The sequence below is a fragment of the Kitasatospora sp. NPDC094019 genome (assembly GCF_044764505.1).
In the GTDB taxonomy this organism is placed as follows: Bacteria; Actinomycetota; Actinomycetes; order Streptomycetales; family Streptomycetaceae; genus Kitasatospora.
In genome coordinates, this window is the sequence record NZ_JBIWIF010000007.1 from 154,101 (window position 1) to 169,748 (window position 15,648).

Genomic DNA, 15,648 nt, shown 5'->3' on the forward strand with positions numbered 1-15,648 from the left:
TCGTACCCCGTGTGGCGCCTGTCACCACACCATGGGCGCCACCCTACGAGATCGGGTGATGCCGGAGCCAGGCCGGGTGGGTGGTCGGGACCGGAGCGGGGCTCGCAGCAGGGCTCGGAGCGGGAAGTCGACCGGGCCGACTTCCCGCTCCACACGCGGTCGTCGCCGCCGCGACGTCAGCAGGGATCGCCCACCCGGTCGGCCACGGCGAAGTCCGCCCCGCAGTCCACGCAGTGCGCCCCTCCGAAGACGTAGGTCAACGCGGTGGCGACCTCGGTCCGGCCGTCGCCCAGGGCGAGTGTGTGGAGGCGGCGGCCGATGCCGTGCAGGTCGCCGGGCTCGGCGGGTCGCAAGGGGGCCTTCTCGACGTCCTCGTGCAGGGCGTAGTCGCCGCTCGTGGCGAAGCAGCCGTCGTCACCGATGGCGATGAACAGGTCGGTTTCGCAGTCGGGACAGGAGATCTGGTACTCCCCGTTCACGAGCCCCCAGGCCAGGTTCTCGCCCCAGACGGGTACACCTTCGAAGGCCAGGAGGGCTTCGAGCAGATAGATGTAGTCGGTGCGGTCGGACGTCGTCCGCAGGTGCTCGTTCGTCATCCGCAGCAGGACGGCGATGTCCTGGGCGTTCTTCGCGAGGACGTCGCCGGCCTCGTCCGCTTGCTCCGCCCCCACCACGATGGCGGCTGCCAGTTGCACCGCGTTCAACCGCTGCTCGGTGCCGGCGGCGGCCACGGCGATCGCCGTCAGCCGGGGAAGAGCGGCGAAGCTGGCCGAGTAGACGCTGCCCTGGTGGCAGAGGGCCGACCAGAGCTCGCTCCAGCGCTCGGCACTCGGCTCGGCCTCGATCAGGTCCAGCAGGGCGGGGATGTCTTCCGCGGAGCCATAGGCGTGGCTGAGTCGCGACCAGTCCGTCATACCGGAATCCCATCAGACCGGTGTGACAACCGGCTCCCGGCAGGACGCACCGCGCCCCGCCCGGCTCGCGGAGTGCGGGCCGGACGGGGCGCGGTCGGGTGAGCGGTCGGGCGTTCCGACAGCCCGCCGGTCAGGAGCCGGCCAGGAGGTCGCGGAGGAGGGCGATCGTGTCGGCGTCGAGTTCGCGGCCGGTGCGGCGGCTGAGCGCGTCGAGGCGGTTGACGGCGCGCAGCAGCTGGTCCCGGGCGCCGGCCGACGCGTAGGCGTAGAACAGGTCGCGGTGCAGCAGTTCGACGTCCGGGGCGACGGCGAGGCCGCGGAAGACGGCGGCCTCGGCGCTGCGGTGGTCGCCGTACTGGAGGCGGCGGGCGGCGAGTTCGTGGGCGGTGTCGACGATCGCGGCGATCATGTCCTGCCGCTCGGCCTCGGCCCAGCCGTACGAGGCGGGCGGGGCCTCCGCGAACGGGGCGCCGCGGACCAGGGCGAGGGCATGGGCGAGGGCCGCGTCGGCGGTGGCGCTGGTGCTGCGCATGCCGCGCCGGTAGAGGCTGCGGAACTCGTCCCAGTCGCAGGTGACGGCCGGGGCGAAGGTGCAGCCCTCGACCTGGCCGGTGACCAGCAGGGGCCGTCCGTCCGACCCGGTGCCCAGCCAGGCCGCCAGGTCGGCGAGCTTGTCGGACAGCGGGCTCCGGGCGTCCGCGGCCGTGGGATGCGGGTCGAGGTGGGCCGCCCCGGGGTGCAGGTCGTGGTCGAGCGCGGCGTGATCGGCGCCGGGGCGCAGGGCCAGGTAAGCGGCGATCTCGGTGAGCCGACCCACCACGCCCGGTTCGGCGGTGCCGCCGGTGCCGGCGACGTCGACCGGCCCGAGCAGGCGGATCCGGGGAGCGTTGCGGGCGGCGTGCGCCTCCGGCGAGCGGAGGATGGCGAGCAGGTCGTCGCTGTCGCTGCGCCCGGAGGCGGTCCGGGCGAGGGCGGTGGTGGCCGGGCCGGGCTCGGGCCTGACGGGCACACGCGGATCGGCGCCGGTGGGCGCGGGAGCCGGGTCGTGCGTCGGCACGGGCTCCTGAACGGGCGACGGGGCGGGCACCGACGCGGGGACGGTCGGTGCGGGGACGGCGGGCGCGGGGACGGCGGGCGCGGGGACGGCGGGCGCGGACGACGGGTCCGTGATCACCGGCGCCACCGGACCCATCGGCGGCACCGGGGCCACCGGGGCCACCGGCTGGACGGGCACGACAGCGGTCGGCAGTCCGAGGTTCTGGGTGGTCTCGTCACCCTCGTAGCCCTCGGGCCCGCCGGAGGCACCGTCGGCACCCCCCTCGCCGCCACCACCGGCGCCGTCGGACTCCGGCCCCGCGGGCGGCGCGACCGGGAGTACGGCGGCCGGTCCGGCGGGCACCACGGCGACCGCCGGCGCCACGGGCACCGGCCCGGTGACGGCGCCGGCCTGGCGGCCGAGCCCGTTGACGAGGTGGCGCGGGGCCGGCAGCGCGGCCGGTCCGGCGACCGGCGGCACCGACACCGGCAGCGGCGCCGCCGGGTCGGTGCCCGCGAACGGGCTGGCCCCGGTACCGATCACCCGCGCCAGCAGGCGCGGTCCGGCCACGTCGCGGCCACCGCCCGTGTCGTCGTCCGCGTCGTCCCCGGAGTCCGGGCCGCCCAGGGCGGCGTCCAGCGCGGCGAGCGAGAACCCGCCCGCCGGGCCGTCCGACCCGGGGCCCGACGCCGCGCCGACACCCGCGAGGACGGGGACGGGGAGGTCGGCGGGCTCCAGCTCGTCGCCGTCCAGGGTCCAGGCGGGGGCGGGGTGCTGGGTGCTGTCGTCGGCGGCCCGGAGCAGCTCGGTGACCTGCTCGTACTGGCCGGTGGTCAGGCGCTGGAGCTCCAGGGTGACGTGCAGGCCGGGGATGGTGGCCGGGCCGGTGGCCGGGAGGGTCCAGCGGGCCACCGGGCCGGTGCCGCGCTCGGGGGCGCGGGTGACCACGGCGACGCAGGTGCGGGGCCGGGCGTCGAGCAGCCGGCCGAGTTCGGCCGGGATGCCGCCACCGGGCTGGTGTCCGCAGAGCACGATCTCGGGGACCCAGGACTCGTCGGCCAGGCCCCGGCTGCGGGCGTCCCGGGGGCTGGCCGCCTCGGCCGAGACCAGGGTGGCCCGGGCCTTGGCGGTGCGCGGGCCGAGCGCGGCGAGCGCCGCCTCCAGGGTGGTGTGGCGGTGGATCCGTTCGGCGGCCGGTCCGCTGATCGGCATCTCCTCAGCGAGGTCCACCAGGTGCAGGTGGAGCCGGTCCGCGAGCGGGCTGTGGGCGAGTTCGAGGGCCAGGGTGCGCAGCACGTCGCGGGCGTCCTCCGGGTGTCCGGAGAGGTGGAGCAGCCGGACCGTCTCCAGGTCGGCGAGGACGATCGAGCCGTCCGCGGCCGAGCCCAGGGTGACCAGGGCCGGGTAGGGGGCGGCGGTCTTGCGGGCCTGGGCCGGCGACAACAGGCCGTCGGAGTCGGCGGCGCACCACCAGATGTCGGGCGTGTGGGCGGCGCGGAACGGCGCGATGGGCGCGGCGGGACCGGAGAGGTGGAGTTCGATCGTGCGGCCGGGGGTGATCCGGGCAGCGACGATCACGGGCAGCCGCTTGCCGCCGCGGACGGTGTTGCGGGCCATGCTCCGCAGCGCGCGGTCGAGCAGGTGCAGGCCGGCGTCGTCCTGGCGGGCCTTCAGCTCGGCCTCGAAGGCGGCGGCCGGGGCGCTGGGCATGGCGATGCGGTGCCGGGGGCGACGGGCCCGCAGCTGGCCGCCGCGCTTGCGGGCGACGGTTCCGACCATGATCGCGGCGAGCAGCACACCGACCGTGGAGGCGGCGAGGGCGACGCCGTAGTCGTCGTTCGCCTTCTCGGCGTGGGCGGCCGGGGCCTGGGCCCCGATCGTCGGGGCGGGCGTCCCCGCCGGCGCCGGGGCCTGGGCGGAGGGCTGCGCGGGCGCGGGGGCCTGCGCGGGCGGCGGCGTCGGGGCGGGTGTCTGGGCAGCGGGTGTTTCGGCGGCGGGTGCCGAGGGCGCCTGGGTGTTCGGCGCGGGCGGCGGCGGGGTCGGCGCGGGGGCGGGGGCCTGCTCGGGCGCGGGGGCCGGGGCGGGAGCCGGGGCCGGCGCGCCGGGCAGGCTGAGCACCATGCCCGGCACCACCACGTCCGGGTCGGTGAGGCGCTCGCCGTCGGGCGCCTGCGCGCCCTGGTTCGCCTCGAACAGCTTCGGCCACGCCTCCGCGTCGCCCAGCTCCCGCTGGGCGATCTGCGACAGGCTCTCGCCGGCCTTCACGGTGACGGTGCCGCCCTGGGCCGTGCCGCCGGCCGGGCCGGTCTGCGGCGTCCCGGCGGGGGCCGGCGCGGCGGGCCCGGGGGTCGCCCCGTCGGGCTTGGCGTCGGCCGGCATGGCGAGCTTCCAGCCGGGCTGGATCGGCCGGTCGGCGTCGAAGCGGATCCCCGAATCGTCCATCACCCGGCCGTCGTTGAGCTTGGCGATCTCGGTCCAGCGTTCACCGGAGCCGAGTTGGCGCTCGGCGATGGACCACAGGCTGTCGGCCGGTCGACTGTCCCGGACGGTGTAGCCGGCCTGCTGGTCGGCGGCGGGGGCGACGGCCGGGGCGGCCTGTGCGGCGGTCTGCGCGCCCGAGGTCACCGCCGCGGCGGCGACGACCGGAGCGTGCTCGGCGGTGGCGGCGAAGGCCGAACCGGCCACCGGCACCAGGGCGATGACCGCGCCGACCAGTCCGGCGGCGGCCCGCTGGCTCCAGCCGAAGGCCGGGATCCGCCGGGCCACCCGGCCGCGCAACTGCGCCGGGACCTCCAGCAGGACGGAGAGCGCGAAGCACGCCCAGCCGACCCAGCCGACGACCACCAGCAACCAGAGGAACAGCCGCCCGTCGTCGGGGCTGGTCAGCATCGCGCCGATGCCGTCGGGCGCGAGCGCGCCCATGTCGGCCACCGCCCGGGTGCCGTACAGCAGCAGGGCGGGCACGCCGACCATCAGGACGAGCAGAGTGATCAGGGCCGCGATCGCGGCGAGGACGGCGCCGCCCCGGCCGCGCCGGCGGCCGCCGCCCGCGCGATGGGACGGCAGCGGCGCCGGCCGTCGGCCGGACGCGGGGGTGGTGTTCGCTCCCCGGGCCGGACGCCCGGCACGGGTCTGGTCCTTGGCGCGTGGCGCGGCCATCAGGCGTTCTCCGCTTCCTTGACTCCGTGGACGAGGGTGGCGCTCCCCCGGCCCATGACCTTCCGTTTGCCCAACTCGCCCAGCATGACGGGGCGGAACACGGCCCGCACCGTGACGGTGACGGTGGCGCCGTCCTGGGAGAAGTCCACCGCGTCGGCGGACAGCCCGTACAGCGCGAGATAGCTGTTGGCCGCGGCCTCGACATAGATCCGCGCCCGCAGTTTGTAGCCCTCGCCCCGCAACAGGGCGGCTTCGTCCAGCTGTTGGCCGGCCATCCGGGCGGCCTCCTGGGCGTAGGCGTCGACCCGCTCGGCGACCCGGAGCTTGCCCCCGGCGTCGACCACCAGCGCGATGACCAGCACCACGACGGCCGCGCAGATGGCAACGAAGATCGACAGCGCGCCGCGGTCCGAGCGGCCGCCGGGCCGGGCCCGGAACAGCCGCACCGTGCCTGCGCGTGCCATCGCCTTCCCTCCCCACCGGCTCCGCCGCCCTCCCCCGGGCGCCCTCCGCTTGCGTCTCCCCCGCCCGACGGCTCCCCAATCCCCGTCGGACCGCCTCGTCGTCACAGCCCCACCACCGTCCGCCCCACGACCCGACACACTCTCCACCCACTCGGTCCACTCGAACCACTTGCCGCACTCACCGCGCCCGGTCCGCCGCACAGGCCCGGCCCGCTCCCCGCGCCCGGTCCCCCACCGCGCGCACCGGGTCCGCCCGACCGGAGCCCGCCCCGCCGGGGCGCGCCCGGCCCTCATGGGCCCCGGTACCGGTCGACCACCGAGACGAACCAACCGGTCAGCGTCTTCGGCAGGGCGTCCGGTCCACCGATCAGGTCCGCCAGATAGACCTCGCAGGTCACCGTCACCTCGACCGTCTCCCAGTCGACGCCCTGGTTGCTGCGCTTGCCGTGCTTGACCGTGACACCGCTCTTCCCGCAGTGCACGCCCTGCTGCCGCATGGCGTCCGCGGCGGCCTTCTTCGCCGCGGTGTCCATCGCGGCGTTGCCGCCCCGCTCCAGCGACGCCGTCCGGGCCGCCGAACGGGCCGCCGCCTCGACGGTGCCGCCCGCCGTCTGCACCCGGCCCGCCGCGACCGCGACCAGGATCAGCGCGACCACGGCGGGCGCGACGATCGCCGCCTCGATCGCCGCGCTGCCACCGTCCCGTCCGCGCCCGGAGCGGGCGGCGCGGGCGGCGAGGAACAGGTGCCACCACCCGCCGCGCTCCGCCCGGCCCGCGGGGTGCACGGGCCGGGCGGAACGCGCCGAGGGCCACCGGCGAGCCGGCCCGCTCACGGCCTGACCACCGGCGCGACGAAGCGCTCGCGTGGGGCCTGCGCGAACTGGGTGACGGTCGGCGGGGTGATGAAGGGGACGATGACCGGGGCCTTCACCTCGACGGTGACCTTGATCAGCACCGGGGTGCTGCCGTCGGTGACGACCCGGTGGTCCGTGTCGCCCTGCCGGTTCAGGAAGTCCTCGGCCTGCGCGCGTGCCGCCCGGTCCTTCTGCTCGTCGGTCCGGTTCCCTTGCGTCCGCCCCGCGTCGACGCCCTCGCGGGCGGCGGTCAGCGCGAGTTGGCGGTGGTACCACCACATACCGGTCTGCACGACGGTCAGCAGCAGGATCAGGACGACCGGGAAGACGATGGCCAGGCTGAGGCTCATCGCTCCCCGGTCCGAACGGCGGGGACGAGGACGACGGATCACGGCGTGGCGCCGCCGCCGTCGTACTTCGGGTCCTGGTTGACCTTCTCGACGACCTTGGTCTTGAGGCCGTACAGGGCGAAGACCACCATGCCCGCGACGGCCACCAGCGCGATGATGGCCAGCGCGAGCTCGATGCTGATCGCGCCCTTGTCCCCGCGCGCCCGGGCGGCCTTGGCGCGGCCCATCCGGAAGTGGAAGAGCGTCAGGGCGAACTGGAGGGGCAGCAGGGCCGCTCCGACCAGTAGGCCGACCAGCGGCTTGAGTCGGTTCTTCATGGACTGCTCCAGGGGTGAGGTGTGGTGACGGAGGTGCTGACCTCCGCGACGCGGTGGGTCAGTTGATCATCTTGTACAGCGCCGGAAAGACGATCAGAACGGTCATCAGCAGGGTCAGCGCGGACCCCGGGGCGACCATCCGCTCGCTGTCGGCGTTGGCCCGGGCGAGGTCCTCCGCCAGGAGTTCGCCCCGCAGTCCCTTGGCCCGGGCCCGCAGGGTGTCGTAGACGGCGGCGCCGTCGGTACCGGAGAGCCGCATGATGTCGGCCAGGTCCTGGAGCGGCGTCAGGCCCAACTCATCGGCCAGCGCGTCCAGTCCGTCCCACGGCGGCAGCCGGTCGGTGGCCGCCCGCTCCAGCGCGTCCCGGATCCGGCGGAACACCGTGCCGCGCCCGACGGCGGCGGCCCGGCGCAGCGCCTCGGCCGGGCCGAGGTCGGCGGCCCGTTCCATCGCCACCAGCTCCAGGTAGGCGGCGATGCCGTGCAGGTACTCGACCCGGGCCTCCTTGGCCTCGCCCCGGACGATCGCGTCCGGGACGAACCAGAGCATCCCGCCCAGCAGCGGTCCGACCACCAGCGGGAGGGCGAACGGAAGGTCCAGGCCGACCAGCAGCGCCGCCACCACCAGGTAGGGCGGCAGCACCAGGCCGAGCAGGGCGAAGAGCAGCTTGTGCGCCATGAACCGGGCCGGGGTACGGCCGATCAGGGCGAGTTCGCGCTGCGGGACCCGGACCCCGCGCAGCTGGACCGAGCGCTCGCCGATCCGGTCGAACCAGCGCGGCCGTTCGTCCGGGTCCGGGGTGCGGTCGGCGGGGGTGCGGTGCAGCCGGTCCAGCGCCTGTCCCAGGTCGGGCGGCGAGGGCCGGAGTTCGGCGATCAGCATGGCGAGGCCGCCCGCCGCGACGGCGCCGGCCAGCACGGACCAGGGGGAGATCATCGGGCCTCCCCGAGCATCCGGACGGCACCCTCGGCGCCGTCGGCCGGACCGGGCCCGGCTGCGCCGTCCGGCGTGTCCTCGGTGCCCCGGCGGCGCCGGGAGCGGACGGTCCGGCTGCGCCGGTCGGCCTCCAGCAGCCGCGGCACCGGCGGGTACGAGGCCAGCGCGCGCATCCAGGCGATCACCGCCACGAACAGCGCGCAGACCACGCCCAGCACCATCTGGCCGAGCAGCGAGCTGTAGGGGCGGGTGTACTCGGTGTTGAACGAGCCCACCAGGACGACCATCAGGATGATGCCCACCAGCCAGCGGATGGTGGTGCGGTGCTTGGCCCGGTCGGCCTCGATGACGCGCCGCTGCCGGACCTCCTCGCGGACCGACTCGGCCATGTCGGCCAGCGTCCGGGCGAGGCCGGGGCCGCTGTCCCCGGAGCGGAGCACCAGGGCGGCGAGCACCTTGTCGGCGGTGGCGTCGGCCAGGCTGTCGGCGAAGAGGCGCAGCGCCTCCTCCGGCCGCCAGCGGGCCTGCAGCCGGGCGGCCAGCTCGCCGACCTCGGCCTCGATCGCGGCGGGCGCGGTGCGACGGCTGGTGACGATCGCCTGGTTGAGGCCGACGCCGAGCAGCAGCACGTCGGCGATCCGCTGGGTCCACTCGGAGAGCGCCTCCAGCCGCTCGATCCGGTCGGTGTCGGAGCGGGTGGCGTCGAACAGCCAGGGCAGGCCGAACACCGCCAACGGCACCAGCAGCACCGTCAGCGGGATGCCGGTGAAGAGCCAGCCGAGCGGTGCCCCGATCAGGGTGAGCGGCAGCTGGATCCGGCGCACCCGGGCCGCCCGGTGCGAGGCGGTGCCGGGCGCGCCGTACCAGAACACGTGCAGCCGGGAGGCCAGCGGGTTGACCGGCTCCGGCTCGCCCTCCTCCACCGGGTCGCTGCCGCGCGCCCAGGTCACCAGGGCGACCAGGCCCGCGGCGACGGCGAGGCCGCAGAGCACGAAGAGCGGCATCACCGGGCACCACCGCCGATCCGGAGCTGGAGCGGCTCGGCCCAACTGCCGTAGCGGGAGCCGAGCATCGCCGCGTCGAAGCCGGCCCGGCGCAGGTCGTCCAGGCACTGCGGCGGGGTGTGCGGGACGGCGCGCGGCTCGCCCAGCTCGGGGCGCGGTCCGAACACGGTGTTCAGCGCCGGCCGGCCGCTCTCGCCGAGGCCCGCGACCTCCAGGACGTGCGAGACGAAGCGGTGCCGGCGGCCGCCGACGTGCGTCTCGTCGACCATCGACACGTGCACGATGAAGTCCACGGCGTTGGCGGTGAGCCGGTAGGCCAGCGCGTCGGTCATGTGCGAGCCGTACTCCAGGCAGAGTTCGGCGATCCGGTCGACGACCATGTGCGGGCCGCGCGCGTGCAGGGTGCACATCGAGCCGCCCTCGCCGTTGGTCATGACCCGCAGCATCGGGACCACCTCGCCGGAACGGACCTCGCCGACGATGATCCGGGAGAGGGTCATCCGCAGCGCCGCCGGGATGAGGTCGCCGATGGTCAGTTCGCCCGCCGAACGGCCCTCCACCCGCTCGCCGTTGCCCTCCCTGGCCTCCATCGGGACGACCTGGCGCAGATGGCCGAGGGTGTGCAGCCAGAGCTCGAACTCCGACTCCAGGGTGCCGACCCGCTCGTCCGGGGGGATCTCGGCGGCCATCGCGCGCAGCAGGCTGGTCTTGCCGACGCCCTGGGTTCCGGTGATCATCACGTTCTTCCGGGCCCGGATGGCCGAGGCCAGGAAGGCCGCGAGGGTGGTGTCCACGGCGCCGAGCCGGACCATCTCGGGCAGGGTCGCCGAGGCCACCCGGTGCCGGCGGATCGCGACGTACGGGCGCGGGGTGACCTCGGTGAGCGCCTGGAGGCGCATGCCGCCCTCCAGGCGCAGGGCGAGCATCGGGCTGGCGGTGGACAGCGAGCGTTCGCCGCCGCCGTGCTGGCGGGCCAGGTCCTGGAGCAGTTCGACGAGTTCGGCGTCGCTGTCCGCCACCGGCGGGACCTGGCGCAGCGGCTGGTGCACCCGGGAGACCCAGACGTCGTCGCAGCCGTTGACGAGGATGTTCTCGATGTCCGGGTCGTCCAGGTAGGGCTGGAGCCGCCCGGCCCGGAACAGCAGGTCGAAGACGGCCTCGGCGAGGGCGCGGTCCTGCTCCCGGGTCGGCGGGACGCCGTGGGTCTGCGCGTAGGCGTCGGACCAGCGGGCTACGGCCTCCTCGATCAGCGCGCGGCCGCGCTGGCGGCGGGTGGCCCGGTCCGGTTCGGTACCGGAGCCCGAGGTCAACCGGGTGATCTGCTGGTGCAGTTCGGCGGCGACCTGGCGCTTGAGCTCGCGGGCCACCGCCGGATCGACGGCGGGCCGGGTGCCCGCGCCGCGCCGGTCGAGCGAGGGCAGCGCGGAGGGGACGGCGGTGGGGGTGGACGTCGCGGGGTCGGGCGTCGCGGCGGGAGCCGCCGGGCCGGGTCCCGCCGGGGTCGGCGGGACCGGGCCGGGGGCGACCCGTCCGGTGGTCATCGGCCCGACCGGGCCGGGCAGTGGCGTCGACCAGGGCAGCGCGGCCGGGTCGGTCGCGGGCTGCTGGTGCAGGGGGCTACCGCGCACGGAGCACCTCCCCGTCGACGGGCTGGTCCCGGAGCTCGGGCGCGGGCACGACGGGCCCCGGTTCCGGGTACGGACGGTCTCCCGGGTACGGGCCGTCACCGTCCTGGTAGGGGGTGCCCGGGTAGGACGTGTCGGAGTAGTGGGCACCCGGGTACACCGGGCCGACGTGCCCGGGGAACGGCGCCGGGGCGGCGGGCTGCGGCGCGAGCCCGGCGAGCGGCGCCACCGGGCCCGTGGTGATCACCGGCGGCACCGGCCCGTACGGCTGCTGCTCGAACGGCTGCTGCTGGTGGGCCTGCTGGTACGACGGCTGCTCGTTGGACTGCTGGTACTGGTAGGACTGCTGGTGCGCCTGCTGCTCGTAGGGCTGTTGCTCGTACGGCTCTTGCTCGTAGGGCCGCTGCGCGTAGGGATGCTGCTCGTAGGGCTGCTGCTGCACCTGCTGGAACGTCGGCGCGGGCTGCTGGAACGTCGGCGCGGGCTGCGCGGCCGTGGCCGCCGCGACCCCGGGCGCCGCCGCCACTGCGGTCGCCGCCGCCACCGGCCCGGCCCCCGCCCCCGCCGTGAGCTGGGCCGGCTGCGCGGGCCGGTCCGCCGCCGGAGCGAGCCGCTGGCGCCGCCGCCGGACCGCCAGCTGGATCCCGTCCGCCGCCGACCGCGCCGTGCGCATCAGCTCCGAGCGGACGAAGCGCCGGTCGGTGACGTCCCCGCCGTCCGACAGCACCCTCGCGGTGCGCCGGGCGTGCGGCAGCAGGCCGAGCACGGGCAACCCGAACTCCTTGGACACCTCGGCCCCCGAGTACGGCCCCTCGGCGATCAGCAGCAGGCCCAGCGCGTCGGCGCCGGTGCCGGCCGTGGCGAGGTCCTCGGCCAGCGTGCCAAGCCGGGGGCGGGCCGCGCTCAGCCCGCGCAGGGTGGTGCGCACGGCCGCCGCCACCACGTCGGCCCGGCGGGCCAGCACCGCGCTGGTGCCGGTGGCACCGGAGCGGCCGAGGTCGAGGATGACGTCGTAGCCCTGCGACTCCAGCCCGTGCAGCACCTCCATCAGCGGTTCCCAGGTGTAGGCCAGACCGGGTGCCTGGGTGGGGTCGGTCAGTCCGGGGAGCAGGAGCCGCTCGGCGTTGCCCTCCGGCGAGAGGTCGATCAGCTGCTCCCACAGGGCCTGCCCGAGCAGCCCCCGCCGGTCGGCGACGGCGAGGTTGCGCAGCCCGTAGACCGCCTCGACCCGGCCCTCCAGGGCGCCGGCCAGGACGGCGCCGCCGTCCGGGTCGCACTCGACCAGCAGGATGCGGCGGCCGGGCTGCAGCGGCCAGGCCAGCAGCAGCGCCAGCGCGGTCGTGGTGGCGCCGGGTGCCCCCGGGGCGCCGACCACCGCGATCACGGCCATCTCAGTTCCCACCCGCCCCGGTCGGAGCGACGGAGCCCGCCGGACGTCCGGCGGCCGGGGTCCCGGCGGACGCCCCGGAGACGGCGGCCGGGGCCGCCGCGCCGCTCGTCGGCGCCCCGGCGGCGGGAGTACCCGTGCCGGGGGTGCCGGAGCTCGGTGTCCCCGGGGCGGCGGCGGTGGGCGAGGCGGCGGACGGACGCGGGGCCAGCACCACCTGGATCCGCCCGGTGGCCACCCAGCTCGCCAGCCGGGCGGCCTCCGCCTCGTTCACCACGACGTCGAACACCATGCCGCCGTCGGAGTCCGCCCGGCCGACCGTGTAGACGGTGGCGGCGAGCGTGTCCGACCGCCCGCCGTCCGGGGTGTACACCACGATCACCGGCAGACCCGACTGGAGCCGGGTGGCCGGCAGCTGGCCGCGCCGGGCCGAGATGCCGACCAGCAGCTGACCGGGGTTCAGCACGAGCGACTGCGCGAGGTCCGACCTGGTCAGCAGCCCGCCCCGGTGGAGGTCGGTGGTGGCCCGCATGCCGATCGCCTTCGCCCGGTCGGCCGCGTCCAACGGCTTGAGCGCCGGGTCGCTCGCGATCCGGACCGTCACCAGGTCGCCCTCGGTCAGGGCCTGCCCCCACGGCACGTCACGGGCCAGTGCCAGGACGGTGATCCGCTGGCCGGTGCTGTTGTAGAGCACCGCGCCGCCCAACCCGCCGGCGGCTATCAGGGCCACCGCCATGGCCAGCACGGCGGGCCGCCTGCGCCGGGCGCCGAGGGCCCGCCCGGGGGTGCGCGGGGCACCGCGCCCCTGCTCCGGCACTGCCACGGGCGCGGGCGCGGTGCTGCTCGCGGTCGCCGTGGCGGACGTGCCGGAGCCGGATGCGGCAAAGGTACGGTTCTCCACCGGGCTTCGGCCTTCCTCGCGTCGTTCGTCGGTCGGTGTCGTGCTGGCGGCGTCGGCCGCCTAGTTGAGGACCTGCACCTCGGCCACCGGGAACTGGAGCCGCACGCTGGTCTCCAGGTCGATCGGCGCCACCGTCTGGTTGCCACCGGTGATGGTGACGTCACCGACCCAGTGCACGGTGAGGGTTCCGTAGAACAGGCCCGCCTTGCGGGTGCCGGATCCGGTCGTGAAGACGTGTCCGCAGGTGGGCGACGGGCTGGCGCCGTACTTCGGCTCGTACGGGGTGCCGGCGCCCGCGCACGTCTTCACCGTCTCCTTCTTCGGGTCCAACTGGTCGCCGAGGCTCCACTCCAGGCTCTTCAGCCGGGGGGTGACGGTCACCGCGATGACGTTGCCGCGCGCGGTCTTCGCCGCCGGGGGCTGCGGGTTGGCCAGCCAGAACCAGACCGGCACACCGACCACGGAGGTGCCCTCGGGGGCGATGCCGGGCACCGGGTCCGGGAAGGCGATCTCCTCGGCGGCGCTGTGGGCCAGCGCGACCGGGTTGTCCGGCGGCGGCCCGGCGGGCGGCTGGGCGAAGAAGTCGGCCGGGGCCGGACTGATACTGCCGTCGGCCTGGACACAGGTCGGGTTGTAGATCCCGCCGTCCTCGGGCTTGTGGCCCTTCCAGACCGGATCATCGGCCGGAGGCGGCGGGCTGACGAGCCGGTAGTAACAGCCGGTGGCGGAGCTGAACCAGCCCATCGCCGGATCGCTGCAGGCGAAGTCCCGGCCGTTGTACCTGCACACCTGCGGACCGCCGCCGGTCCCTCCGCCGCCTCCACCGCCACCGCCCGTGGGCGGCTTGGTGGTGGTCTCGCTCGTCCCGGTGCAGATCACGTTCACATGGCAGCGGGTCGCACCCCCGGTGGGGGCGGGATCCGCCGCGGCGGTGCCCGTCGGGGCCATCAGTAAGCCGGCGAACAGCGGCGCGCCGATCATCCAGCGTCGTACCGGTTTCAGCATGTGCGTCCCACCTCCCGCTTGAACTCCTCGATCAGCCAGCGCGTTCGGAACTGTCGCAGTGAAACGGTCGCCACGTACCGGGTCAGCCGGTCGGGCGGGTCCATGACCGCGTGGGTCGCGGCGTCCGCCTGGTGCCACCCCGACACGTCCAGGCAGTCCTCGATCACGGCGGTGTCGGGATCGGCGGTGAGGTCGACGGACTTCACCACCGGCGAATTCCGTGGAGCACCCGTCATCACCAGTTTGGCGTCGTGCAGTTGTTTGAGATTGACCAGCGCGTCGGTCAGCACCTGTCCGGACGCGAAGGTACCGAAGTTCGAACCGTCGGAGTCGGGCTGTCCGTAAGCCTCAGCCTGCGCGTCCCACCAGTCCTGATAGGCCCTCACCGCCTCGCGTGCGGCGGCGCCTTCGAGTCCGTCGGTCGGCGCGTTCCCGACGTTTGCCGAACCACCCGAAGGAGTTACCGGGGTCACCCCCGCCACCGTGGGCGCGTTCGCCCCCAGTCGATCGGCGGACCCCCCGGAACCGCTGCTGGAACAACCGCTCAGCAGCAACGCCAGAATCAACCCACCGACCCCAACCGCCCCAGGGCGCAACACAATTCCGCGCTGCCGCATCGCCCCACCTCGTCGCAGCCCGCCCCGTGTGTGGTCCGGGGCCGCCAGAAGAACTCCGCAATCCCGCTGGTGTTGCCTCGCGAGCATCGATTCTTCGCCAAACCGAGCCTTCACGGCAACACCTGGGGCCACCTGACCTTACGCGGAAGGAGGATCCGTCGGGGCACTTTCCCGCCACAGAACAGCCAACAGTTCTTCGGAAAGCGACAATCCGGCCAATGCGCCGCGAATCGCAGCCCGATTGCGCATCAACAGGCGCCCGCCCTCCGGCGGTACGAGCAGGCGCACACCCGGCGCCTCCCCCTGCTGCGGGGGCGCGCCGGCCCCGTTCCCCTCCTGCGGGGAGCCGCCGTCGAGCAGCGCCCCGAGGGCCGGCTGGAGGTCGTGCGGCCCCACGGCGGCGGGCGCGCCCGGGACCCCCTGCCGGAGCACCGTGGTGAGCGACCGGCTGAACGATCCGGGGCCGCCGGGGAGTACGGCCTCCCGGCCGCGTCTGCCCGGGGTGTAGCGGCCGGGCGCGTGCCGGCCGATCCGGCCCCAGAGCGGGACCCTCGGGTAGCTGAGCAGCTCGCCGGCGCCGTCCTCCCCGCCGCCGCGCTCCAGCGCCGCCCAGGTGTCCTTGTCGACCACCGCGTCGATCAGCAGCAGCGCCTCCTCCTGGTCGCCGTGCACCATCGCGCTGACCACCCAGTCCCAGGCCAGCCCGCGCCGGTAGGCGTTGTCGGCGGTGGAGCCCGCGGTGACCAGGGCGAGCCGACGGCCGCGCGGGTCGGCCACCAACTGGCCCACCAGGCAGACCAGCAGCCAGCGGCCCGGGCGGGCGGCCGCCTCCCGGACGGCGGTGAGCATGGTGTTGGCGTCCGCGCCCGGGTCCACCACGGTGACCCGGCTGTCGGCCGCGCCGGTGTCGAAGCACATCCCCGGCAGCACCTCGGCCAGTTCCCGGGCACCCTCGGCCGCCCGGGCCGCACCGCCGAAAGCGCGGTCCGGCCCGCCGTCCGCGCCGATCACCACCAGATCGATCCCGCTTGCCACCCGCACCGCCCCCTCCTGCCCGGCCCCGGTACCCCGGGACCGC

The 15,648-nt window shown here is 75.6% G+C and carries 14 protein-coding genes; all 14 read right to left on the minus strand.

Annotated features, from left to right (window positions below; translation table 11 throughout):
* Nucleotides 1-176: 176 nt before the first annotated feature.
* Nucleotides 177-914 carry a hypothetical protein gene (locus ACIQ9P_RS17875; RefSeq protein ID WP_402356219.1) on the minus strand — a complete coding sequence of 246 codons (738 nt, stop codon included), beginning with the start codon at nucleotides 912-914 and terminating at the stop codon, nucleotides 177-179.
* A gap of 130 nt (nucleotides 915-1,044) precedes the next feature.
* Nucleotides 1,045-5,109, minus strand: coding sequence for a LysM peptidoglycan-binding domain-containing protein (locus ACIQ9P_RS17880; RefSeq protein WP_402356222.1), 4,065 nt, complete (start codon nucleotides 5,107-5,109; stop codon nucleotides 1,045-1,047).
* On the minus strand, nucleotides 5,109-5,573 hold the full coding sequence (locus ACIQ9P_RS17885) for a pilus assembly protein TadG-related protein (RefSeq protein ID WP_402356225.1): 465 nt from the start codon (nucleotides 5,571-5,573) through the stop codon (nucleotides 5,109-5,111). Before ACIQ9P_RS17885 ends, ACIQ9P_RS17880 begins: the two co-directional genes overlap by 1 nt.
* Before the next feature lie 290 nt (nucleotides 5,574-5,863).
* A complete protein-coding gene (locus ACIQ9P_RS17890) occupies nucleotides 5,864-6,358 on the minus strand; it encodes a TadE/TadG family type IV pilus assembly protein (protein ID WP_402356228.1) in 495 nt (164 codons plus the stop codon).
* A 44-nt stretch (nucleotides 6,359-6,402) separates the two neighbouring features.
* On the minus strand, nucleotides 6,403-6,777 hold the full coding sequence (locus tag ACIQ9P_RS17895) for a TadE/TadG family type IV pilus assembly protein (protein ID WP_402356231.1): 375 nt from the start codon (nucleotides 6,775-6,777) through the stop codon (nucleotides 6,403-6,405).
* A gap of 38 nt (nucleotides 6,778-6,815) precedes the next feature.
* The gene (locus ACIQ9P_RS17900; protein ID WP_402356234.1) at nucleotides 6,816-7,094 is read right to left on the minus strand and encodes a hypothetical protein; all 279 of its coding nucleotides are present in this window, start codon (nucleotides 7,092-7,094) and stop codon (nucleotides 6,816-6,818) included.
* 58 nt (nucleotides 7,095-7,152) lie between these two features.
* Entirely contained in the window at nucleotides 7,153-8,031 is an 879-nt protein-coding gene (locus ACIQ9P_RS17905; RefSeq protein WP_402356237.1) for a hypothetical protein, read from the minus strand.
* Nucleotides 8,028-9,035: a type II secretion system F family protein gene (locus ACIQ9P_RS17910; protein ID WP_402356240.1), complete on the minus strand. Its 1,008-nt coding sequence runs from the start codon at nucleotides 9,033-9,035 to the stop codon at nucleotides 8,028-8,030. The genes ACIQ9P_RS17905 and ACIQ9P_RS17910 overlap by 4 nt, the downstream gene beginning before the upstream one ends.
* Nucleotides 9,035-10,663, minus strand: a complete 1,629-nt coding sequence (locus ACIQ9P_RS17915) for a CpaF family protein (protein WP_402356243.1) — start codon at nucleotides 10,661-10,663, stop codon at nucleotides 9,035-9,037. The genes ACIQ9P_RS17910 and ACIQ9P_RS17915 overlap by 1 nt, the downstream gene beginning before the upstream one ends.
* On the minus strand, nucleotides 10,653-12,050 hold the full coding sequence (locus ACIQ9P_RS17920) for a hypothetical protein (protein ID WP_402356246.1): 1,398 nt from the start codon (nucleotides 12,048-12,050) through the stop codon (nucleotides 10,653-10,655). The genes ACIQ9P_RS17915 and ACIQ9P_RS17920 overlap by 11 nt, the downstream gene beginning before the upstream one ends.
* Before the next feature lies 1 nt (nucleotide 12,051).
* On the minus strand, nucleotides 12,052-12,948 hold the full coding sequence (locus ACIQ9P_RS17925; protein ID WP_402356249.1) for an SAF domain-containing protein: 897 nt from the start codon (nucleotides 12,946-12,948) through the stop codon (nucleotides 12,052-12,054).
* A gap of 60 nt (nucleotides 12,949-13,008) precedes the next feature.
* A complete protein-coding gene (locus ACIQ9P_RS17930; protein WP_402356252.1) occupies nucleotides 13,009-13,953 on the minus strand; it encodes a hypothetical protein in 945 nt (314 codons plus the stop codon).
* Nucleotides 13,947-14,570, minus strand: a complete 624-nt coding sequence (locus ACIQ9P_RS17935) for a hypothetical protein (RefSeq protein ID WP_402356255.1) — start codon at nucleotides 14,568-14,570, stop codon at nucleotides 13,947-13,949. Before ACIQ9P_RS17935 ends, ACIQ9P_RS17930 begins: the two co-directional genes overlap by 7 nt.
* Before the next feature lie 138 nt (nucleotides 14,571-14,708).
* Nucleotides 14,709-15,611 (minus strand): hypothetical protein, encoded by a 903-nt coding sequence (locus tag ACIQ9P_RS17940; RefSeq protein WP_402356258.1) that lies wholly within the window; start codon nucleotides 15,609-15,611, stop codon nucleotides 14,709-14,711.
* Nucleotides 15,612-15,648: the final 37 nt, after the last annotated feature.